The organism is Leptolyngbya sp. FACHB-261 (assembly GCF_014696065.1).
Classification (GTDB): Bacteria; Cyanobacteriota; Cyanobacteriia; order FACHB-261; family FACHB-261; genus FACHB-261.
In genome coordinates this window covers 1-21,807 of sequence record NZ_JACJPL010000015.1, presented here as the reverse complement: position 1 = coordinate 21,807, position 21,807 = coordinate 1, and the positions used below count along the sequence as shown (strand labels likewise).

Here is a 21,807-nt window from a genome sequence, read left to right as displayed (position 1 = left end):
GCTCTACCTGGTCGTTCCAGCATTCCCTTACCTAGAAAAAGAACTATGACCGTGGCGAATTAAGCCAAACTTAACAAATAGAAAAACAAGATCTACGATGATCCTAGATCCTGTTTCATCATTTGATCCGAAGCGAGCTGAACACATGGCTGACATTGTAGATATTGCAGTTGGGGCTGGCTCTTTTCAAACGTTGGTGGCAGCAGTACAAGCTGCTGGTTTGGTAGACACCCTAAAAAGCCCTGGTCCCTTTACTGTTTTTGCCCCCAATGATGAGGCATTTGCCAAGTTACCACCGGGCACTATTCAAACTCTGCTACAAAATATTCCTCAGCTCACCCGAATTCTGAAATATCACGTGGTGTCGGGCAAGCTCAGTCAGGCTGACCTTGCTAAGGTTGATTCTGTCACTTCGGTTGAAGGTTCACCGATTCGAATCGACACGACAGATGGGTTCGAAGTCAAAAATGCCACGGTTGTTGCTGCCGATATCGAAGCAGATAACGGCATTATTCATGTTTTAGATACAGTGATTCTCATGGGATAACGCTGTTCTGGAGCGAACAGCTAGATCCAAATTACACATTCTGGCAATGCCATAAGTCGTCAGAATGTGTACGCCTTTCAGAAAGACTCAGCAAGCAAAAAACTTAGCAAAAAGAGTAGGGTAGATAACTTCTACCCTACCAGGAGCCACAGGGAAACCTCTTTGGAGAATTGGCTCTTCTACAAGCTTGCGCCTTTGCGGCTTGCCTCAAGCTATGATGCGCACCTCTCCAGTATCCAAATCGTAACGACCGCCCACAATTTTTAGTTTGCCATCTCGAATTAACTGAGCCAGAATTACAGAGTTTTCCTTCAACAGGGAAACTTGATATTGAACATTGGCAATGACTGCATTCTCTACGGCATCGCCCGGACGACCTCTGACTCGTTCAACAGCAGGTTTGATCGTTTCAACGAACGAACCAATGCGACCTGGCAGTGGGTCGCCTTTGACCGCTGCTGCTACAGCTCCACAGCGTTCATGACCGAGAACCATGATTAGCTGAGAACCCAAAACAGCTGAGGAGAATTCAAGGCTGCCGATAGTTTCAGGCGTGACAACATTACCGGCAACCCGAACGACAAATAGGTCACCAACTCCCTGGTCGAAAACAATCTCAGAGGGAACCCGCGAATCCGCGCAACTCAGCATCGCAGCGAATGGATATTGGGCTTGTGCAGTCTCCTGCAAACGGAGTTGAGATTGATTGGGGCTGGCGCGCTTTTGCTGAACGAACCGTTGATTGCCATCCATCATCCTTTTCAAGGATGCGTCAGGATCCACAGGCCGTGGTCTCTGCTGGGCATTGGCGGGTTCGGGCTCAAGAGCCTGTTGTGCAGTCCACAACAGACCCCCAGTAGCAACGGCAAATCCAGCTCCACCCAAACCAACCGCTTTCAAAAGCTCTCGGCGGCCAATAAAGCCATTCACTCGACTCATAATCACCTCTCCCACATTTCTGGTTAAGGTCAACTCTCCCACATTCTGGTTAAGGTCAATCGTCTTGTCTATCGATAGTCCTGGCTTTGAATGTCGCGCAGGCGTGCCTCAGGCCTTTTAAAACGGTCCATTTGAGCTTCAAAGAAGGCTCGATTCGCCATCAAATGTTTGGGATTGGGATCATCTAGGGGATAGAGCAAAGCTGTGCGCAAGGCTTGAATCACAGCTGAGGTAACACAGTACATTGAGCGCTGAAAACTAACGCCCAATTGGATCAGCATGTCGTCTTCGCCCCGGCAATGCTGCTTGTAATAGTCCACCAGATAGGGCGGTAGAAAATGCAGCATATCCTGCATCAGCAATGTTGGCGGAATCCCTGCGGTGCCAACTGGAAACACGTCAGCGTAGAGAATACCGTAGTGGAAATCTTTCTGCTCGTCAGGTACCTGTCCTGCCTGGGCATTGTAAGATTTGGTGCCCCGAAAGGGGGAAGTGCGATAGAAAACTGCTTCAACGTAGGGTAGAGCCGCTTCGTATAGCCAGGTGAATCCCTTCGATTTCGGGATGATCTCGTAGCACTCGCCGCGAATATAAACGTGATGATAAATAGGCCGACCAGCGATGGCGAAGATCCCGTTCACTAAGAAGTCCATCGCCTCGGGCACAGTCGTAATTGTGCCTTCATCGTAACGATCGGACATCTCGAAGAAGACTGGGGCCATGACTTCCCAGAACAGGCCCAAATTGCTGTAATACGATAACTGCCGCACCTGTTCCAAGAACATATCTGGAAACAGCTTGTACAGCCCCAACATCACTGGGTTGTACTTAAAATAGGCCCGGATTGCCCGGTCAGCATTAGCCTTGTACTCTTCGCTGTCTAAATAGGGATCAAATTGCCCGCCCATGCCTCGGTGCCAGAGCATCGAACGCATACATTCTTCAGCAAACTCCATGTTGATCCGGTCATGCCAGAGGTGATGGAGAAACCTAGGCATTTTGAAGGTTTCGCCCTTCTCCATGAAAGCCAGAAGTTCTGGGTGAGCGGTGGCTGGCCCACGCCAAACGCGCAAATCAGCATCATCGCCCGCGTAGTGATTATGGCGCTCCAGATATTCCTTGGGCAAGAAGTATTTGAAGAAGGGCAAGGGCTCCAAAAACACATGCTCAGCAATGTAGAGCAGGTCGCGCCAGTAGAAATCCATTGGCACCGCATAGGCTTTGTACAAGCCAATGATCTGCATGAGGTTCTCGGGCGTGTCGGGCAACATGGCACCGCCTGCTTCTAGGCGGTGAATGACTTCAGCAAACTCATGCTTTGAGGGTGGCAATTTAGTCGGACTAGCTTGAATGACAGTTGCGGTCATGGCAGTTCCTCAATAATGCTTTGCGATGGTGATTGTTTCGATACGGATGCAGTAATGAGCGGTGATCAAAGAGCTTGCTGAGAGTCAGAACTCAGCTTAGAAAAGTGGGATTCAGATCCTCTCAGATCGGGAGTCAACGCTGCTGAAATTGCTTGCGGACTGAAGTCTAGATTGCGAGCAACTTGTTCAGAGCTGATAACCGGTACGTTGGCAACCAAGGCAGCAGCAATCGGTTCACTCCAGCGCACCAGCCAAGTGGGTTGAATCCCCAAAAAGATGATCAGAGCAACCAGAATCAACGAGGGTAAATTCTCAGAGAACTGAACTTGAGGGTAGTAAGCGTGAGCGTTGTCCAACCTGCCGAAACAAGTGCGGTTCAGCATGATCACGAAATAGACCGCTGTTAGACCAGAACCGACAATGCACAGTAGCGTTAGCCCTGGAAACACGCTATAGCTACCCTGGAACACCAGGAACTCCGAAATAAAACCCACCAAGCCAGGAATGCCCGCACTGGCCATGCCGCCTAGCACCAATAGGGCTGCGGTCAGGGGTAAGCCACGAATTGGGCTCATCAAGCCGTTGAGCACATCCAGCTCTCGGGTGCCAACCTTAGTTTCGATCACCCCAACCAGATGGAACAAGAGCGCCAGGATCAGACCGTGGCTGACCATTTGGCTAACAGCACCCACCAGACTTAAAGGGGTAAGTGCCGCGCTCGCCAGCAACACATAGCCCATATGTCCAACTGAGCTGTAGGCCACCATGCGCTTGATGTCTTTCTGGGCAATTGCTGTCAATGCGCCATACAGAACACTCACCGTGCCCCACACGGCCAGTGATGGTGCCAAGGTACCCCAGGCATCGGGCAGCAAGCCCATGCCGAAACGCAGCAGACCGTAGGTGCCTAGCTTGGCAAGGATACCGCCCAGCAAAATGGCGACTGGCGTCGAGGCTTCAACGTAGGCATCTGGTAACCAGGTGTGGAAGGGAACCAGCGGAATCTTGATGCCAAAGCCCACCACGAAGAGCACCAGCAAGATCAACTGCTTGTCCAGTGAGAGAGTGTGGCCTTGCACAGCTGCATAGTCAAAGGTTGAGGCGCCGGTCAACCAGGTCAGTCCCAGAGAGGCCACCAAAATCAGGACGCCAGACACTGCGGTGTAGAGCAGAAACTTAGTCGCAGCATATTCGCGCTTAGCCCCACCCCAAATCGCGATCAGCAAATAGAGCGGAATAAGTTCTAGCTCGTAGAACAAGAAGAACAGCAGCAAGTTCTGAGCCATAAAGGCCCCAGCAATACCAGCGTTGGCCAGAAAGGTCATGGCGTAGAACAGCCGAGGACGCTCCAGGTTCGCGTCACCTCGGTAAATTACGATCCAGGTCAGCAAGCTGCTCAATGCCAGCAAGGGCAGTGAGAGACCATCCACCCCCAGCGAATAGGTCAAGCCCAGAGACTCCAGCCAGGGCAACGCTTCTTGAAACTGTAGGCCACTACTGCTGGGGTCGAAACGGCTCATCAGGAGCAGGGTCCAAATGACTAGACCTGTAGCAATCGCTAGTGCCAGCCATCGAGCTGCTTTAGTGCTGACTTGCGTCGAATTAGGAATTAAGCCCACCACTGCGGCCCCGAGGATCGGTAGCCAGACCAACGTACTCAGCATTGATACTCTCCGCTTACTGCATCACCAGAAGACCGACCAACAACATGCCCAGCAGAATTGCCAGGATGTAAACCTGGGAGAGCCCAGAAACGCTGTAGCGCAGAACTTGACCGCTGAAAATGGTCGCTAGGCCCGTGAAATTGACCACGCCATCCACCAGGTAGTGGTCGACCCAAGACACAAACCGGGACAGGACATCGACCAGGCCAACTACGCTCACACGGTAAATGCGCTGAATGTAAAAGTCGTAAGCAAAGAACTCTTGGAACGACTTGGAACCAAATTGAATCGACTCAGGCCGTCCCGGCAGATAAAGTACGCCGGCCAAGCCACAACCAAGTGCGCCTGTCACCGCGAGAGCTGTTGTCAAAGACCAGTCGAGCGTTGACCATGCTGGTAGCAGTTGCCACTGTGCCAGAACCAGGGGTACGTGCAGCGCAAAACCGGTCATCAGTGTCAAAGGCAGCATCATGGGCCAAGCCACTTCTGGTGAGCGTGAACTCATTACTTTGGTCGGGCCACCGAAAATCAGACCAAAGACGCGAGTCAAGCTAAAAGCGGTAAGACCATTGACCAGCAGCACCAAAGCCGCTAACCAGGGTTCAGTAGTCCAGAAATGGTTGAGCAACTCGACCATGGGCCAGAAGCTACCCAGCGGCAGTAAACCCACTAGAGTTGCAGCACCAACCACGAAGCCGATGCCTGAGATCGGGCGACGGGACCAAAGACCGCCATATTGCCGTAGATCCTGAGTGATGCTGTTCCAGACCACAGCACCAATGCTCATGAACAAGAGTGCTTGGGCAATGGCGTGGGTAAAGACCAACAGGAGAGCAACCTCTGTTTGCCCCGTGCCCACTGCAACGAACACCAGACCCATGAAGGAACTCACCGAGTAAGACAGTGCCCGCTTCACATCGACCTGAGCGATGGCAATCAGGGCAGCGCCAACTGCAGTCAAGGCACCAATGAATACCAAAGTTGCCATGACCACCGGCGATAGAGCCAAAACAGGCTCCAACTTCACCAAGACCCAAGCGCCTGTGGCAACCACAACCGAGTTACGCAAGATAGAGGAAGGAACTGGGCCTTCCATGGCTTCGTCAAGCCAAAGCTGTAGGGGAAACTGAGCGCACTTGCCCATCGGTCCTGCAATCAGCGCTAGACCCAGTAGCGTAGCGGTTCTAGGTTCTAGATTGGCGGTTTGCGCCCACACTGCAAGCTCTGAAAAATTCCAGGTTCCAGCCAGAGGCAGCAGCGCCAGAACGCCCATCAGCAGCACGAGGTCGCCAACCCGCTTGGTTAGAAAGGCGTCCCGCGCGCCTGTGACCACCAGGGGTTGCGAGAACCAGTAGCCAACCAGCAAATAGGTCCCCAGAGTCAGAATCTCTAGGAAGATGTAGCTGAAGAACAGTGAATCGCAGAGCACCAGGGCACACATGCCGGCCTCAAATAGGGCCATAAGTGAGTAGAAGCGTGCCCAGCCCCAGTCCATCTCTAGGTAGCCAACTGCAAATAACTGAGCGAGTAGATTCAGCCCAGCGATGAGAACCGTGGCGCCAACCGTGAGCGCTGAGATTTTCAGATCGAAAGTCAGATGTAAACCGGCAACTTCTAACCAGGAAAACGAGAGGGTGTGTGGCGGTTGACCCCACAGCGCAGATAGAGCCAACAAGCCGTGAAGTAAGGCCAGACTGGTCATGAACAAATTGACATAGCCGGATGGCCGGGGTCCTGTGCGGCGAATCACCGCCGGGGACCAGGGTAGAGCCAGCACGGCGCCGATGAGTGCGTAGCTGGGAATCAACCAGACAGTCTGGAGAAAGAACTGAGCCATTGAGAACTGCCCTTGAAACTTCAGACTTGAACTTTCGGACTCGAACCTTTAAATAGGTACAGAAGCGCTGTGCGCCCTCGCAAATGACCAGGGGGCCAAGAACTTATGACCGAGCCAATCTCGACTGCGCAGGTCTTCCAAATCCTGAAGTAATCATATACTCAAAAATACGAAAATTTGAATACTTGAGATATTAATAAGGCTCATCGACCCGATGAGCCTTGTTTATTGGGGTTGAGCTGTTCGGAGTTGGGGTACCAAAACCTGCTTCAGGCAGTAGGGGCTTGGATTAGGTCTTGGCTAAAACATGGTTTTGCCGTAGCGAGGAGCTGTGCTAAACGAGAGCCACTGCGCCGGTATCAAGGTCGTAACGGGCGCCCACAATAGCCAGCTTGCCATCCTTACTCAGTTGCTTCAGCAGGGGTGAGGTTTGCTGTAGCCGTTTGATTTGATACTGGATGTTGGCGACCACAGCGTTGTCAACCGGGTCCCCAGCTTTGCCTTTGACCTGAGCCAAGGCTGGCTTGATCGCTTTCACAAAGCTGCCTACTTGGCCTGGCAGGCGTTCACCTTGAACAGCTGCGGTCACAGCACCACACCGCTCATGACCCAAAACCATGAGCAGGGGGGTCTCGAGTAGGGCTGCGGCATACTCTAGGCTGCCAACAACTTCAGGCGTGACAATATTACCAGCGACCCGAACGTCGAACAGATCGCCTAAGCCCTGGTCAAAGACAATTTCCGCGGCGACCCGCGAGTCGGCACAGCTCAGAATGGTCGCAAACGGGTGCTGAGATTGGGCTACTTCTCGCAAACGAGCTAGGGACTGGTCTGGATGTCTGAGCCGATGTCGAACGAAACGCTGGTTGCCCTCAAGCAGACGCTTGAGGGCTGTCTCGGATGCCGGAGAAGTGGGATTGGGCTTGAGGTCAGCTGCTTGGCTGGGTTGGCTAGGGCCAAGTCCAACTGCCGCCGCTACCAGACCCACGCCTCCTATCTCTGCCAGTTTTAAGAACTCTCGACGACTGATCGAGGGACGACTCCAGACCATTGATTAACTAGCCTCCTTAAAGTGACGCAACGCAACGCATCGAACCAACTTCCATTGCGTCAGAAATAAAACAGCTACCCCCAAACTTATTGAGAATAGGTCTGACAGCTTCCAGTGCGGGTTTTGCTGATTCCGGCGCACAAAATGCGATCACATAGGCGTTGTCTAACATCGTTGCTTCAAAAGCGCTAGGAGCATCACCACTCAAGCCTTTGCCTGCAACATTGCGAATTACTAGATAACCCGAAACACTAGCTTTTTCTAAACCATCTAAAATCTTGCCTAATTCAGCAGAATTGGCAATAATCTCTATTCTTTTGGCTGCATGCATACTGTCATCTCCAGAACATATTAATGCCGTACAGATATAGAGGGATACCGATGATGATGTTGAAGGGGAAGGTTACGGCCAAAGCGGTTGAAACATATAGGCTTGGGTTCGCCTCTGGAACAGTCATTCGCATTGCGGCTGGAACAGCAATGTAAGAAGCGCTGGCGCAAAGAACCGCGAACAAAAGCGCGTCTCCAGGTGGCATGTTAATCAGCTTGGCGATGCCCAGCCCAATACCTGCGTTAACAATCGGAATCAGTAGGGCGAACGCGATCAAAAAGGGACCGGTCTTCTGCAAGTCTTTGATCCGTTTCGCTGCTACTAAACCCATATCTAGCAGAAAAAACGTGAGGACGCCGTAAAACATCTCCTGGCTAAAAGGAGAGATTGTGCGCCAGCCGTTCTCGCCAGTGAGCATGCCGATCACTAAACTGCCGACCAGCAGAAACACAGAACCATTCAAAAAAGCTTCCTGCAAAACCTCAGGCCAGGAGAACTCGCGATCATCCTGGTCGCTAGTTGCTAACTTCACCAGAATCAGCCCAACAATGATTGCAGGAGACTCCATCAGGGCTAAGGCCGCCACCATGTAGCCGTCAAACTCGATGCCCAGTTTGTCGAGGAAGGCACCAGCAGTGATGAAGGTGACGGCGCTAATCGAGCCATAGGTAGCAGCGATGGCCGCAGCATTATAGATATCGAGCCTGAGCTTCAGAATAAAGAACGTGTAGATAGGCACCACACAAGCCATGATAATTGCTGCGACCAGTGTCAGCGATACTTCCTGGCTGATACCACTTTTAACTAACTCGACGCCCCCCTTAAAGCCAATTGCAAACAAGAGATAGAGCGAGAAGAGTTTAGGTAAAGGTTGAGGAATTTCCAGATCTGACTTTAAAAGAACAGCCAGCATTCCTAGAAAGAAAAAGAGAATCGGGGGATTCAGAATATTAGATGCGATTAAGCTGAAATCCAGACCTGCATCCATGCCCGCCTTCCCTCCACACTATTTTTGAAACAGAAATGTATCAAGAGCCTAATGATCAAGTTTGTACGAAACCAAAAACAGCTGCTTCTGCCCTCCTGAAAGAGAGCCAGAAGCAGCTTGTCTAAGATGCTACCATGAGTGTTTACACTCAATTCAAACTTGCTACAGCTCGCAAGCGCGCAAATCGCAAACCTGAAAGCCGGGTAAGCGCGAGTCTAATAACCGATCCATCCAGCCTTCAAGATAGGTCCGGTTGGCCTGCTGCTGCGTGGGGTCAGAGGTTGTGATCGGATAGGGAGCTAGGCCTAGAATAGCAGCCGTAGTCACACAAAACATTGACTTCTGAAAGCTCACGCAAATCTGCACACGCAGATCGTCCTCACCGCGTGGGCTTTGACAATACAAGGCGTGCAAGTAGTTGGGCAAGTAATGCCGCAAATCCTGCATCAGTAGAGTGGGTGGAATGCCTGCTGAGCCAATGGGCAACGGATCAGCGTATAAAACACCGTAACTGAATTGCTTTTGCTCTTGTGGGATTTGATGAGCTTGAGCATTGTAAGAAACGGTGCCTCTAAAGGGAAATGATTTAAAGAACACCGCTTCTACATAGGGCACAGCAGCATCTGTTAGGAAAGTTAAGCCTGCTGATTTAGGAATGATTTCGTAGCTCTGGTTGCCGATTTCTACAGCATAGGTAATGGGGTTGTTGGCTGCGGCAACCAGACCTGCCAAAACGTGCTCAACGACTTGAGGAATGGTGTGAATTTCACCCCGGTCGTAGCGGTCTGAGAGATCAAGGAATAGAGGGCTCATCACCTCCCAGAACTGCCCCAAGACACTGTAATAAGCCATCTGCCGAACCTGCTCTAGGAGAAAAGCAGGAAACAGACGGCTTAAACCTCGAAGCGGTAAATTCGCTTTGATTTTGGCTTCAATTGCCTTCTGAGCTCGCTCGCTAAACTCTGGCGAATCCAGATAAGTATCTAGACCCCCACCCCCATGCCAGAGCATGGATTTCATCACATACTCAGAAAGCTCGTAATTGATGCGATCGTGCCACCAATGCTTCAGTAATTTTTGCGGAGAGAGCTCACCATTGAAGTATTTGAAGAAGGGAAAAGGATTGAGAAATTGCTCCTGCGCGACGTAGATCAAATTACGCCAATAAGCATCAAGCACAACGCCATAGCTCTTGAGCACACCGACGACTTCAATGACGTTAGTTTCAGAATCGGGTAGGAGTGCTCCGCCCGATTCTACACGCTCAATAATATCGACCAGGGGATGAGTGGAAGGCTTCTGAATAATGCTGGTCATGGTAGCAGGCTTAGATTGGGTCTTAGAGTTTGGGGATCTCAACAGCAGGTAATTGAGTGATCACAGGACCTGGGCTCAGCAAGGCAGTTGTTGTGGGTTCACTCCACCGCACCACCCAATTGGGCTGTATTCCTAAGACAACAATTAGAACCGCCAAAACCAAGGCTGGAGCCCGCTCAAACCAGGTAATGCGGGGCAGGCTTTCCACTCGTTCGGACAGGCGACCGAAGAAAGCTCGGTTCAGCAAAATCAAGAAGTAAACCGCAGTCAGGCCAGTCCCAATCATGCACAGCAGGGTTTGCACGGGGAACACCACAAAGCTGCCCCGGAACACCAGAAATTCAGAAATGAATCCGACCATGCCAGGGATGCCTGCGCTAGCCATTACGCCGACTACCATCAAACTGCCGATGATTGGTAAGCCCCGCTCCGGATTGAGCAAACCGTTGAGTAGATTCAGATCCCGGGTGCCTGCTTTTTGGTAGACAATGCCTACCAACAGAAACAGCAGCGCCGAAATTAAGCCGTGGCTCACCATCTGAAAGGTGGCGCCTAGAATGCTGAGCGGTGTTGCCGCCGCGCTGGCCAGCAAAATGTAACCCATGTGGCCTACGGAGCTGTAAGCCACCATCTTTTTCATGTCCGTCTGGACAATTGCTGCAAAGCAACCATAGAGGACACTGACCACAGCCCAGGTTGCCAGCCCTGGCGCCAACACTTGCCAAGCCTCGGGAAAGAGCCCCAGGCCAAAGCGCAGCAAGCCATAAGTTCCCAGCTTCAAGAGCACCCCTGCCAGGAGTACAGAAACTGGGGTGGAGGCTTCAACGTGAGCATCCGGTAACCAGGTATGCAGGGGAACCAACGGAGTCTTGATGCCGAAACCAACCAACAGAGTGAGCAAGAGGGCAATCTGACTGCCTAGCGGCAACACCTGGTTGCGTAGCGGCCCATAGTCGAAGGTGGAGGAATCGCTGAGCCAAACCAGCCCGAAGAAGGCTGCCAAGATCAACACACCAGAGACGGCCGTGTAAATCAAGAACTTGGTGGCTGCATAACCCCGTCTTGGGCCACCCCAAATCGCAATCAGCAAATACAGGGGAATCAGCTCTAGCTCGTAAAACAGAAAAAATAGCAGCAGGTTTTGGGCCAGAAAGGCACCGATCACCCCAGCACTGAGCAATAAAATCAGGGCGTAATAAAACCGAGGCCTTTGTACCTCACCGCCGCTGTAAACAGCAATGCAAACAAGCAGACCGTTCAGCGCCACGAGCGGCAGTGACAGACCGTCGATACCCAACTGATAACTCAGACCCAAAGCGGCTAACCAGGGCAGGTCTTCCTCAAACTGAAAGCCCGCACTACCGGGGTCGAATTGGGTGATCAGCCAGAGCGTCCAGAGAAACGTGCCACTGGCAATGGCTAGAGTGATCAGTCGTAAGCGGCTCGCGCTCACCGAACTTGGTAGGAAGCCAACCAGCAGGGCACCTAGCAGTGATGACCAAATTAAGGGGCTTAGCATTGCTCAATCTCGCTCCACTAAAACGACCAGCCCACTAGGGCCCCTAGCATAACGACGCCTAGAAACACCACCAGCAGGTAGAGCTGGGACCGACCAGACGAGGTGTACTTCAAACTTTCGCCGCTGAAAATTGAGACCAGGCCCACTAAATTAACGAGCCCATCAACCAGATAGTGGTCAATCCAGGATGTTAACCGAGAGCCTTGGTTAACCCACAAGACCACACTCAAACGGTAGAGACGTTCGATATAGAAGTCGTAGGCTAACAAGTTTTGTAAGGGGGCCCAGGCGGCGACTGGCTTTGGTACTGCGGGGTTGAGATAGAGCGCAGCGCCCACTACACAACCCAAGCCACTTGAGGCCACCAATAGCCCAAGCACGGGCCAGTTGAGTGTGCTCAGTGGCAACTGTTGCCACTGAGCCAGCATCACGGGCACCAGCAACGTAATCACAGTTAGCGTTACCAAGGGCAGCGCGACTGGCCAGGCCACCTCTGGGGCACGGCGGGTTTTTGGCTTGGGTGGCCCCGCGAATACTAAACCAAACACACGAGTCAAATTGAAGGCCGTGAGGCCATTCACCAGTAGCAGCACCGCCACCAGCCATAGCGAAACCGATCCAACGCTATCTGCCCAGCGCAGCATCGACCAGAAGCTGCCTAGTGGTACGAGCGCTACTAGACCCGCTGCACCAACGACATAAGCAGTGGTAGTGACAGGCATACGAGCGCCTAAGCCGCCCATCTCGGTCAAATCCTGCGTGAACGTCGTCATGATGACGGCGCCTGTGCTCATGAACAGAAGCGCTTTAGCGATGGCGTGGGTAAACAAAAACAGCAGGGCAATCTCCGGCTGATTCAAACCTACCGCCAGAAACACCAGCCCCATGTAAGCGCTAGTCGAGTGGGAAAGGGCGCGTTTGAGGTCGATCTGGGCCAGAGCGACTAGCGAAGCCCCAACTGCTGTCATGGCACCCAGAACACACAGAGCAATGGAAGTTATGGGGGAAAGGGCCAAGACGGGCTGGAGATTGATCAGCAGATAGGCACCGCAAGCAACAACAACCGAGTTGCGCAACACTGAAGCTGGGTTCGGCCCCTCCATCGCTTCGTCCAGCCATAAGTGCAGCGGGAATTGGGCACATTTACCTGTCGGACCTGCGATCAGTGCTAAACCGAGCAGTGCTGCAACCGAGGGAGACAAGTTTGCAGTTTGTGCCCAGTCCGCCAAGCTAGAGAAGTTTAAGCTGCCAGCCAGGGTAGAAAGCGCCACTACACCCATCAACAAAATTAAATCGCCAACTCGCTTAGTCCAGAAGGCATCACGAGCCGCTGTGACTACTAACGGTTGGGCATACCAGAATCCCACCAGTAAGTAAGTCGAGAGGGTGAGCATTTCTAGAAGGGCGTAGCTCAAAAACAGCGAGTCGCTGAGGGCCAAACCACTCATCGCGCATTCGAAAAATCCCATTAGCGCGTAAAAACGCGCCATCGCCCAATCCATCTCCATGGAACCTAGGGCGTAGATTAAAGCCAGTAGGGTTAAGCCCGTGACTACTACTGTTGCCCCAGTACTAACTTGCGAAATCTCTAGCGAAAAAGACAGATTTAAGTCCGCAGCTTGCAGCCAAGGAATCGTGATCGATCGTGGCGGCTTGTTCCAGCTTGCATTTAACAGAATCGAGCTATGGACCAGCGACAAAACGGTCATCAAGAGATTGAAATAAGCTGCTGGTCTCGGGCCGGTTCGCCGGATTACCCCAGTTGCCCACGGCAAAGTCAACAAAGCGCCTATGAGCCCATAACAGGGAACCCACACGCTAGTTGCTAGAAAAAAATCATTCATTCGCCTGACCTTCGCCGTCTCTAGGCTGACTCGGTGCTGTCAAGGACCCTGACCCCGTTAAGCAGAATGAAGGGCCACAGCAAAAATTTTATTATTGTTAAGATTAACGCCAAACGGTTGAAATGGGAACTATCCACCGGAAAATGCAAAGGGCACTAAAGTGTGCATTAGAGTGCTCTAATCGTGCAATCTAAGCCATACAATTTAGTGCGGTGAAATTTAGATTATCGGAATTGACAACCTAAGCAGTATTAGTTTGTTAAAACACGAGAAGCTTGGGCTAAAGCGGCTCTGTGCTATAGCCATTAACCGCCAACTTACTGATATCCCTAAGTCAGTTCCTTAAGCGATACCAATTAACGCCTTGGGCCTTCGGGATCGAGTAACTTTTGGTCCAGTTCGGGTAGCCGCACCAGCTCTTTCTCTTGCTCGAGTTGCAAGACGGGCATGGGAATCGTCAGAGGTTGCGGTTGTTGTTGCAGCCATGCAGCTGCTACGGGTAGAGCCTGATCGAGATCGTCCAGAGGGCGGGGAATAACCATCACCGCATGCAAATCGCCGATGCGTTCTGCTTCATACATGCCTGCTTCCACCGCCACGGCCACATTAGCCACGGTTCCTCGGATAATCGCCGTGCATAGGGCATCGCCGATCGTTTCGTAGGCAATCAACTCGACATCTGCTGCCTTGAGCATGGCATCAGAAGCGCCTACCATCGCTGGAAAGCCGCGTGTCTCCAGCAGACCGATGGCATGATTGCTCAACCGTGAGTAGCCCTGGGTCTGAGCCAGTTGGGAAAGGCGACTATTGATGGGCAGAACCACTTCTAAGTTGGGCATTGGTCGGGGAATAACCAAGGTAGAAACCAACTGACCGAACTGCTCAGCAGTCTCGGCTCCTGCTTGGACTGCCAAGCGAACGTCAGCAATACCGCCCCTTACAATTGCGGTGCAGTAACCGCTCCGAATCTTCTCAAAGCCAACCAGCGTGACCCCTGCTGACTTCAGCATCATGTCAGCAGTTCCCACAATTGCTGGGAAACTGCGTGTCTCAACTAACCCTAGTGCGCTTTCCATATGGACCCATGTACCACCGAGCTTCCACTCTTAGGATGACTCATTGTCCTTGGTTGTATGGCTGGTGATCTGCCGATGGGTAAAAATTTTGCCCAGGATTCGATTGACGTGGTCTTCTCCATAGACCTTGCGGGCAGGAGCGCCCTCAGGTGCTGATGGAGTTTTCTCAGGGTCTGAATTAGGCTTGGGCGCTGGGGTCGGTGCCGGTCCGGTGCCATTCAAAGAACTGTCAGAGTTGTCAGAGCTGTCAGAACTATCAGCATCTTCTGGCTCGGAATCTTTTTGCTCTAATTGCTCTAAAGGCTGAGATTCCGAAGGCTGAGATGCAGACGCCCCTTTATCAGCTATGACCTCAGCGGCCACAACTCCATTGGCCACAGGCGCTATCACTTTGAGCTGACGGCTGGTATCGCCAATTAGCGAACCCGGTGGGACCACCTCGCCTGCTGCGACTGAGCTGTTGATGATCGTAGTGGCCGAGCCGATACAGGCGTTGGCGCCGATTTTGCTCTGTCCAACGACCAAAACCCCCGCCCCTAAGGTCGCACCCGCTTCAATGACCAACGTGCCCTCACGGGCATGCAAAACCGAGCCCATACCAATGCAAACCCCTGCTGCGATCACAATCCGGCTATTGGGAGCCGCTTGAATCATGACACCCGGAGCAATCCCGACACTTGGATCTACCGTGACATCCCCACTGATGTAGGAACGCGGATCACTGGGAAGTTGCAGGGGGCGCAAAGGCATGGACATCGGGAACTTGGGGGCTGAGGAGAGGATCCTAACGGGGTGCTCTGGCTGTGCTCAGCCCTGAAGACGCCAACAGCCACGTCTAACCAACGGACGACAGAACACTTCAATCAGGTCACTTCGTCGGTTGTTGGATGATTTGCTCGAGGACACGACGCTTGGCTTTGGGGTCGATGCCGATTATCCGCACGTACTCCCCAGCATGCTCACTCAAGCAGGCTTCGAGGGCAGATAGCACTTCGGACTCCCGGCTGCCTTGAATAGACACACTGGTCCAAGAGCTGCTGCGGAAGCGACGGACATCAGCCACCTCAGCGCCAACGCGATAGCCCTGACCGAGCAGCGAACGCACCTTGTCCACCACTTCACCGCTCAAGCTGGTGCGGGCGGGGGCGGAGTAGGAACTGCTGGACGAGTAGGAGCTGCTGGACGAGTAGGAACTGCTGGCTGGGCTGGGTGTCCCTTGGCTTGAGCTAGGGGAACTCGAAGCTTGGGTCGCTGGAGAACCAGGGTGCTGAATGATTTGCTCAAGCACGCGACGCTTGGCTTTGGGGTCGATGCCGATTATCCGCACGTACTCCCCAGCATGCTCACCCAAGCAGGCTTCGAGGGCAGATAGCACTTCGGACTCTCGGCTGCCTTGAATAGACACACTGGTCCAAGAGCTGCTGCGGAAGCGACGGACATCAGCCACCTCAGCGCCAACGCGATAGCCCTGACCGAGCAGCGAACGCACCTTGTCCACCACTTCACCGCTTAGACCACCGCGGTGGCCATTGCTGGAGCTACTAGAGCTGCCATTGCTAGAGGAGTAACCCGCAGACTGATTACCAGAAGACTGATTGCCAACCTTCGTGACTGCAATCTTGCTGACTGGACCATTAGGCTTCTGGATGATTTGCTCCAGGACGCGACGCTTGGCTTTGGAGTCAATGCCAATCAAACGTACGTACTCACCGCTGTGCTCGTTCAGGCAAGCCTGCAACTCTGACAGCACCTCCGACTCCCGGGTGGACTGAACAGGTGTGCAGCTCTGCCAGGAACTGGTTTGAAAACGGCGAGCGTCGGCATGTTCGGTGCCAATGCGATAGCCCTGACTGAGCAGTGAACGCACCTGCTCAACGATTCCTTCACCTAAGCCAGTGTTCGAAGAGTAATTGCCCATGCTGTTATTGCTGCTAGTGCTAGGAGTATTGCTGCTAGGAGGTTCGATCTCATCACGAATTGGCGCGATGCAGGCAATGTTCTCGGCGCAGCGATAACCCATGCGCAGAGCATCGTTGATACCCGAGACGTGCTTGCTGAAGTGTGTATCTTCCTCTTGCGCATCGGGCAGCCGATCGGCCTGTTGCTGCGTAGTGATAATTGAGCCAGAGGCAATGTATTTTCCAGGTGGAATTTCTACATCCTGGATCAGGGCATGCATCATTACGACGCAGCCTTTACCAACACGCGCATTGAAAATAGTGGACCGGAAGCCAATAAAACAGTGGTCACCTACATAGGCTGGACCATGAATCAGAGCCATGTGGGCAATCGAAGCATCTTGGCCAACCCAAACGGAATACTGCTTCTGATCGTCCCCGACGACTCGGCCTTGCTCTAGGCCATGAATCACGCAGCCATCTTGTAAGTTTGTGCCCTCACCAATGTAGAAAGGGCTGCCTTCATCGGCTCGAATTGAAGTCCCCGGTGCGACTAAAACATCTGGGCCGATATGCACATCGCCAATGATGTTTGAGAACGGGTGAATATAAGCACTGCTATCAATTTGGGGCTCTGCCAAAGTCTTCGACCAGGGGGTCGGGGGGGCAGCAGTGGCAGCAGTGGCACGGCCTACCATAAACAAACTTCCTCGTCGCTGAAAACGTAATGCAAACAGTCAAAGTTGGAGCAAAAAAGGCGGATTAGGTGCTTATATCTGAGCCAACTCAGCTCAGAGCTAGCGATACTCGTCCCGCTTGCTGTAGAGAAGGCGATTCTCAATATTTACCGTGTCAATAATGCCGACTACGGCAGCATCTAGGGGACGTGGTGTCCCCTCAGAAGTCTGACGAGCAGCGCTGCCACGAGTGACCAATACCCATTCATCAAAGCCTGCTCCAACGTTATCTGCTGCAACTTCATACCCTGGCAAAGGTTGCCCTTCTTCATCAATGAATTGCAGCAGAAGTAGTTTGACTCCTCTAAGGCTGGGTTCTTTCTGGGTACTGACAACCGTGCCACAAACCCTAGCAATTTGCATTAGGTCCTAGGGAGTCCTATGGTCTGGTATAGCTGGCGCGGGTCATGGGGCCACTGCCTTCACGGAACTGAGCAACGTCGTCGGTGTAGCGGATGGGCAGCACGTACTCGAGGTTCTCGTGGGGACGAGCGATGATGTGGTGCGATAGCATTTGACCACCGTTCACGCGCTTCACAGACTCAATACCAGCGGCAACGGAAGCTTGCACTTCGGACACGTCACCCCGCACGATTACAGTTACGCGACCGCTGCCAATCTTCTCGTAGCCCACTAGGGTTACACGAGCTGCCTTAACCATCGCGTCTGCGGCTTCTACCACACAGGGGAAACCGAGAGTTTCGACCATACCAACTGCAATTGCCATTTTTTTTGCTCCTAAATAAACGCGTTAACTGATTTCTGGAAGTAAACTGCGAGAAGAGTATAAACCCTCCTACATTCGGAATTGTTCAACTTCTTCGTTGTAGCGAATGGGCAGAACAAACTCGAGGTTTTCGTGAGGACGAGCAATGATGTGGGTTGAGAGAACTTCGCCGCCAAACACACGTTTGACCGATTCCACACCTGCAGCTACGGATGCCTGTACTTCAGAGACATCGCCGCGCACGATCACAGTGACTCGTCCGCTACCAATTTTTTCGTATCCGACCAATGTGACACGAGCTGCTTTGACCATTGCGTCTGCAGCTTCCACCACACAGGGGAAACCTTTCGTTTCAATCATTCCAACAGCAACTGCCATCCTGAACCTCCAAACGGCTTGAAAGCGTCACAATAAAACGTCACACTAGTGACACAATAGAGCCTGTAGCTTTATTGAGAAAAACTTGGCAAAAAAGCTTACCAATCCCCTACTTTAATCCTTTCCAACTCTACGATTAAAGTCGAAAGAGCCGGGGTCTCTAAACTAAACAATAGGGCAATGCGGACGCCTTGACAACATTACTTGGCATGATGCCTTTTAATCGAGACCATTAACAAAAGTAATATATTGCTTCTCAACGCCCCCTCGTGGCTGCCGCTTACAAAAATTAAGAAAATGTAAAGCACTGAATCAATGTGCTCAGATGCGGGTTCTAAATCCACATCTGAGTGCATATATTGGTCATTCAGACAAGGGGTTTTGCTCGGTAAAGTCTGCAGCAGCACAGATCTGTAGAACTATCTGTGAGACTTAAGGAACCGGCACCCCAGTTGGAGATAGCTGTCTGTGTACGATGTCTTATTGCGGCGTTGCGCGCTGAAAGATACGTCTGCTCTGTTAGATATTGCGCTGAGTCAGGGGCAAATTGTCTGTATCGAACCGGCGATTGAAGGTTCTGCGACTCAAGAGTTCGATGTGCAGGGCAAATTGGTCACTGCGCCTTTTGTAGAATCGCATATTCACCTGGATTCTGCCTTTACGGCGGGTCAGCCTCGCTGGAACCAGAGTGGGGTTTTGTTTGAAGGCATTCAGATTTGGGGCGAGTATAAGCAGACTCTCAGTCTCAAGGATGTGAAAGACAGGGCCCGAGAAGTGCTGAAGCAGCAGGCGGCGCAGGGGGTTCTGTTTGTGCGCTCCCATGCGGATGTTAGTGAGCCGAAGCTGATTGCACTGCAAGCACTGTTAGAGTTGCGCGAGGAAGTTAAAGACTGGATCACGCTTCAGGTTGTGGCGTTTCCGCAGGATGGGCTTTATGGTGCGCCGCAGAATGAAGCTCTGATGGAAGAGTCGCTGAAACTGGGCGCGGATGTGGTGGGTGGCATTCCTCACTATGAGTTGACGCGTGAGGATGGGGTGCGCTCGGTGCATCGCATTTTTGAGTTGGCGCAGCAGTATGACCGGCTGATCGATATCCACTGCGATGAGATTGATGATGAGCAGTCGCGTTTTTTGGAGGTGGTTTCGGCTTGCGCGATTCGCACGGGGATGGGGTCGCGGGTCACGGCTAGCCATACTACGGCTTTCCATTCCTATAACAATGCTTATGCGTTCAAGCTGATGGGCTTTTTGCAAAAGAGCGGCATCAACTTTATTGCCAACCCGCTGATTAACATTACGCTTCAGGGTCGCACGGATACTTATCCCAAGCGTCGTGGGGTGACGCGGGTGAAGGAGCTGAATGCGGCGGGGCTGAATGTTAGCCTCGGGCACGATTGCGTGATGGACCCCTGGTACTCGCTGGGCACGGGCAACATGATCAATTGCGCGCATATGGCGGTGCATGTCTGCCAGATGACGGGGCGCAGTGAAATCGATGCTTGCTTCGATATGGTGACGACCAATGGAGCCAGGACGTTGAATCTGGGCGACAGCTACGGCATTGCTGTGGGTAAGCCTGCAAATCTAGTGGTTCTGGATGCGACTGAGCCGTTCGATGCGATTCGCCGTCAGCCGGTGGCAACGCATGTGTTCTCGCGGGGACGGTTGTTGGTGCAGACTGAGCCAGCTAAGACGCAATGGGCTGCTCAGACGTCGGTGCCGGTTAGGACTTAGCCTGCTGGTTCATTTTGTAAGAAAAGAGGGACGACGCAGGCAGTCAATCTAGCTCCCCTCTCTCTGCATCGGTGTTGAGGGAGGGGTGCGCAGTTCTCGTTGTCGTTGGAGCCAGAGTTGTCGCCAGTAGTTGATGATGGGTTCTGGGTAGCGGAAGCGCTGGCATTCGTGTTTGATGATTTGTCCTAGCCAGTCGAGGACGTGTAGGTTGGCGCAAGCTTGGATGCTTTTGGCGCAGGCTTCGATCCATTCGGCGAAGGCACGGTAGCTGACGAATTGTCCGCCTCGGTCGCTGCGATGCACAAAGAGTTGATGGGGCCAATGTTCGACGCGGCAAATTGTTGATTCGGGGATGCCTAAATACTGGGCGATTTTGTTGAGGGTTAGGCAAAGTTGCGGCTGCAAAACCTGCGTTAGACGCATGGCGAATGGCTCCAAAAACTTGTATGGGAAGGAGAGGGGCAATTCGTCTAATGAATTACCCCTAGCGATTCAGATGAAGACCAGCCACAGAGCGAATGGTTCAGCGTACCTGCGCCTGCCTTAGTGGGTGAATCACAAGTGATACACTCTCCTCAGCCTCCAAACCTTAAGCAAGTTTGGGGGTCAGCTATCTAGGGCTGGAGACAACAGTTCCTAGGTAGCGTTCATCAACTGAACTGAAATTGAAATTACATTAGTCGAGCCAGGTTTGCAAGTAGGCTCTGGAAGTTTTTAGTTGAGGTTGCAGATCTGAAGGGTCTGACAGTGAGCAGATGTTGTCGTGGCTAACTTGGAGGCATTCAGGATCTCTAGACCAACGTCAATAACAATATGCAGGATATCCACTTCTGAGTGGTAGGTCACTTTGATGAGGACTTTCAGTGTTGGTGCTTATGGTGAGGAGGTGTTGGCTAGAGAAACGGACAGAAGGGGCAATGCTTCTGCTTCCAAACGGGAGAGATCAACCGTTTGGCTAGCCCGATCAATGTCAATGCCGACTAAGCGACCGTCGCTGTCGAAATCTAAGACAACACCTGAAGATACTTCCTGGGATTCGGTACTGAGTTTTTCGCTCAGGCTGATGTAAAGAGAATCTGTTTCGGGGTAGTAATGAAATTTCATGGCTGGTTCTCCTTAAAGCTACGGTCAGCGAAAGCGTTGTGAACGGTTTCTCCGTCTTCTAGTGTGACGACTCGCAAATACTTTCCCAACTCGGCAATGTAGATCCAATGCCTGATCCGACCATCTGCTTGAATTGCTCGGCGGTAAGGTTCTTGCAGTGCTCGTTCACACCATTCTCGCTGAACATAGGGACGTCTCGGCGAACATAGGGACGTCTCGGCAATACTTGCTCTTCAAAATAGCGTGTCGTTTTCACTCATGAGTGCTCCTCTGAATCCATCTCAGCCTGAAGTCTCTCAAGCCATTGACGAGTTCTAACTGTGTCAGGGTGTTCTGCTCCCAGAAGCCGCTCACGCATTTCTAGAGCTTTGACCAACAAGGGTCCAGCATCATTGAAACGCTTTCGCTCGACATAAAAAGCGCCTAGATTATTGAGGCTAGTGGCAACATTGGGATGTTCCTGCCCTAGCAAGCGTTGATACAGCTCCAAGGCCTGCACTAACAAAGGCTCTGCCTCGGAGTAGCGGCCCTGTGAGACGTAAAGTACAGCCAGATTATTGAGGCTAGTGGCAACATCGGGATGGTCCTGCCCGAGCAAGCGTTGTCTGAGCTCCAAGGCCTGCAGATACAAAGGCTCAGCCTCACTGTAGCGGCCCTGTGAATCGTAAAGTAAAGCCAGATTATTGAGGCTAGTGGCAACATCGGGATGGTCCTGCCCAAGCAAGCGTTGTCTCAGCTCCAACGCCTGC

Annotated in this window: 21 protein-coding genes; 2 read left to right on the top strand and 19 right to left on the bottom strand. The window is 52.3% G+C overall.

Annotated elements, in window-relative coordinates; translation table 11 throughout:
• Positions 1–145: 145 nt before the first annotated feature.
• The gene (gene cupS, locus H6F94_RS06260; protein WP_190801369.1) at positions 146–547 is read left to right on the top strand and encodes a CO2 hydration-associated protein CupS; all 402 of its coding nucleotides are present in this window, start codon (positions 146–148) and stop codon (positions 545–547) included.
• A gap of 207 nt (positions 548–754) precedes the next feature.
• Here the strand turns inward: cupS and H6F94_RS06255 are convergent, their stop codons facing one another.
• The 16 genes from H6F94_RS06255 to H6F94_RS06180 form a co-directional block, all read right to left on the bottom strand.
• Positions 755–1,486, bottom strand: a complete 732-nt coding sequence (locus H6F94_RS06255; RefSeq protein ID WP_190801368.1) for a carbonic anhydrase — start codon at positions 1,484–1,486, stop codon at positions 755–757.
• Positions 1,487–1,554: 68 nt separating this feature from the next.
• Positions 1,555–2,853 carry a CO2 hydration protein CupA gene (gene cupA, locus H6F94_RS06250; RefSeq protein WP_190801367.1) on the bottom strand — a complete coding sequence of 433 codons (1,299 nt, stop codon included), beginning with the start codon at positions 2,851–2,853 and terminating at the stop codon, positions 1,555–1,557.
• Positions 2,854–2,918: 65 nt separating this feature from the next.
• Positions 2,919–4,517, bottom strand: coding sequence for an NADH-quinone oxidoreductase subunit M (locus H6F94_RS06245; protein WP_190801366.1), 1,599 nt, complete (start codon positions 4,515–4,517; stop codon positions 2,919–2,921).
• 13 nt (positions 4,518–4,530) lie between these two features.
• Positions 4,531–6,354, bottom strand: coding sequence for an NAD(P)H-quinone oxidoreductase subunit F (locus tag H6F94_RS06240; RefSeq protein ID WP_190801365.1), 1,824 nt, complete (start codon positions 6,352–6,354; stop codon positions 4,531–4,533).
• A gap of 334 nt (positions 6,355–6,688) precedes the next feature.
• Positions 6,689–7,405, bottom strand: coding sequence for a carbonic anhydrase (locus tag H6F94_RS06235; RefSeq protein ID WP_190801364.1), 717 nt, complete (start codon positions 7,403–7,405; stop codon positions 6,689–6,691).
• 16 nt (positions 7,406–7,421) lie between these two features.
• The gene (locus H6F94_RS06230; RefSeq protein WP_190801363.1) at positions 7,422–7,736 is read right to left on the bottom strand and encodes a P-II family nitrogen regulator; all 315 of its coding nucleotides are present in this window, start codon (positions 7,734–7,736) and stop codon (positions 7,422–7,424) included.
• A gap of 4 nt (positions 7,737–7,740) precedes the next feature.
• Positions 7,741–8,724 carry a sodium-dependent bicarbonate transport family permease gene (locus H6F94_RS06225; protein WP_313949231.1) on the bottom strand — a complete coding sequence of 328 codons (984 nt, stop codon included), beginning with the start codon at positions 8,722–8,724 and terminating at the stop codon, positions 7,741–7,743.
• Between the two features lie 162 nt (positions 8,725–8,886).
• The gene (gene cupB / locus H6F94_RS06220) at positions 8,887–10,041 is read right to left on the bottom strand and encodes a CO2 hydration protein CupB (protein WP_190801362.1); all 1,155 of its coding nucleotides are present in this window, start codon (positions 10,039–10,041) and stop codon (positions 8,887–8,889) included.
• 22 nt (positions 10,042–10,063) lie between these two features.
• Complete coding sequence (locus H6F94_RS06215; protein ID WP_190801361.1) at positions 10,064–11,560, bottom strand: NADH-quinone oxidoreductase subunit M; 1,497 nt, start codon at positions 11,558–11,560, stop codon at positions 10,064–10,066.
• Between the two features lie 17 nt (positions 11,561–11,577).
• Positions 11,578–13,404 (bottom strand): NAD(P)H-quinone oxidoreductase subunit F, encoded by a 1,827-nt coding sequence (locus tag H6F94_RS06210; RefSeq protein WP_190801360.1) that lies wholly within the window; start codon positions 13,402–13,404, stop codon positions 11,578–11,580.
• Positions 13,405–13,760: 356 nt separating this feature from the next.
• A complete protein-coding gene (ccmO, locus tag H6F94_RS06205; RefSeq protein ID WP_190801359.1) occupies positions 13,761–14,480 on the bottom strand; it encodes a beta-carboxysome assembly protein CcmO in 720 nt (239 codons plus the stop codon).
• Between the two features lie 30 nt (positions 14,481–14,510).
• Entirely contained in the window at positions 14,511–15,236 is a 726-nt protein-coding gene (gene ccmN, locus H6F94_RS06200) for a beta-carboxysome scaffolding protein CcmN (protein WP_190801358.1), read from the bottom strand.
• A 112-nt stretch (positions 15,237–15,348) separates the two neighbouring features.
• The gene (ccmM, locus tag H6F94_RS06195; RefSeq protein WP_190801357.1) at positions 15,349–17,076 is read right to left on the bottom strand and encodes a beta-carboxysome scaffolding protein CcmM; all 1,728 of its coding nucleotides are present in this window, start codon (positions 17,074–17,076) and stop codon (positions 15,349–15,351) included.
• Between the two features lie 99 nt (positions 17,077–17,175).
• Positions 17,176–17,478, bottom strand: a complete 303-nt coding sequence (ccmL, locus tag H6F94_RS06190) for a beta-carboxysome shell vertex protein CcmL (RefSeq protein ID WP_190801356.1) — start codon at positions 17,476–17,478, stop codon at positions 17,176–17,178.
• 16 nt (positions 17,479–17,494) lie between these two features.
• Positions 17,495–17,842: a carbon dioxide-concentrating mechanism protein CcmK gene (locus H6F94_RS06185; protein ID WP_190801355.1), complete on the bottom strand. Its 348-nt coding sequence runs from the start codon at positions 17,840–17,842 to the stop codon at positions 17,495–17,497.
• Positions 17,843–17,911: 69 nt separating this feature from the next.
• Complete coding sequence (locus H6F94_RS06180; protein WP_190801354.1) at positions 17,912–18,220, bottom strand: carbon dioxide-concentrating mechanism protein CcmK; 309 nt, start codon at positions 18,218–18,220, stop codon at positions 17,912–17,914.
• 468 nt (positions 18,221–18,688) lie between these two features.
• Between H6F94_RS06180 and H6F94_RS06175 the strand changes: the two genes are divergently transcribed.
• The gene (locus tag H6F94_RS06175) at positions 18,689–19,954 is read left to right on the top strand and encodes a cytosine deaminase (RefSeq protein ID WP_190801353.1); all 1,266 of its coding nucleotides are present in this window, start codon (positions 18,689–18,691) and stop codon (positions 19,952–19,954) included.
• Positions 19,955–20,002: 48 nt separating this feature from the next.
• Here the strand turns inward: H6F94_RS06175 and H6F94_RS06170 are convergent, their stop codons facing one another.
• From H6F94_RS06170 to H6F94_RS06160, 3 genes are all read right to left on the bottom strand, one after another.
• Positions 20,003–20,377 carry a hypothetical protein gene (locus H6F94_RS06170; RefSeq protein ID WP_190801352.1) on the bottom strand — a complete coding sequence of 125 codons (375 nt, stop codon included), beginning with the start codon at positions 20,375–20,377 and terminating at the stop codon, positions 20,003–20,005.
• Between the two features lie 450 nt (positions 20,378–20,827).
• Positions 20,828–21,058: a DUF2283 domain-containing protein gene (locus tag H6F94_RS06165; protein ID WP_190801351.1), complete on the bottom strand. Its 231-nt coding sequence runs from the start codon at positions 21,056–21,058 to the stop codon at positions 20,828–20,830.
• A gap of 256 nt (positions 21,059–21,314) precedes the next feature.
• Positions 21,315–21,807: tetratricopeptide repeat protein (locus H6F94_RS06160; RefSeq protein WP_190801350.1), on the bottom strand; the 493-nt coding region annotated here is incomplete at its 5' end.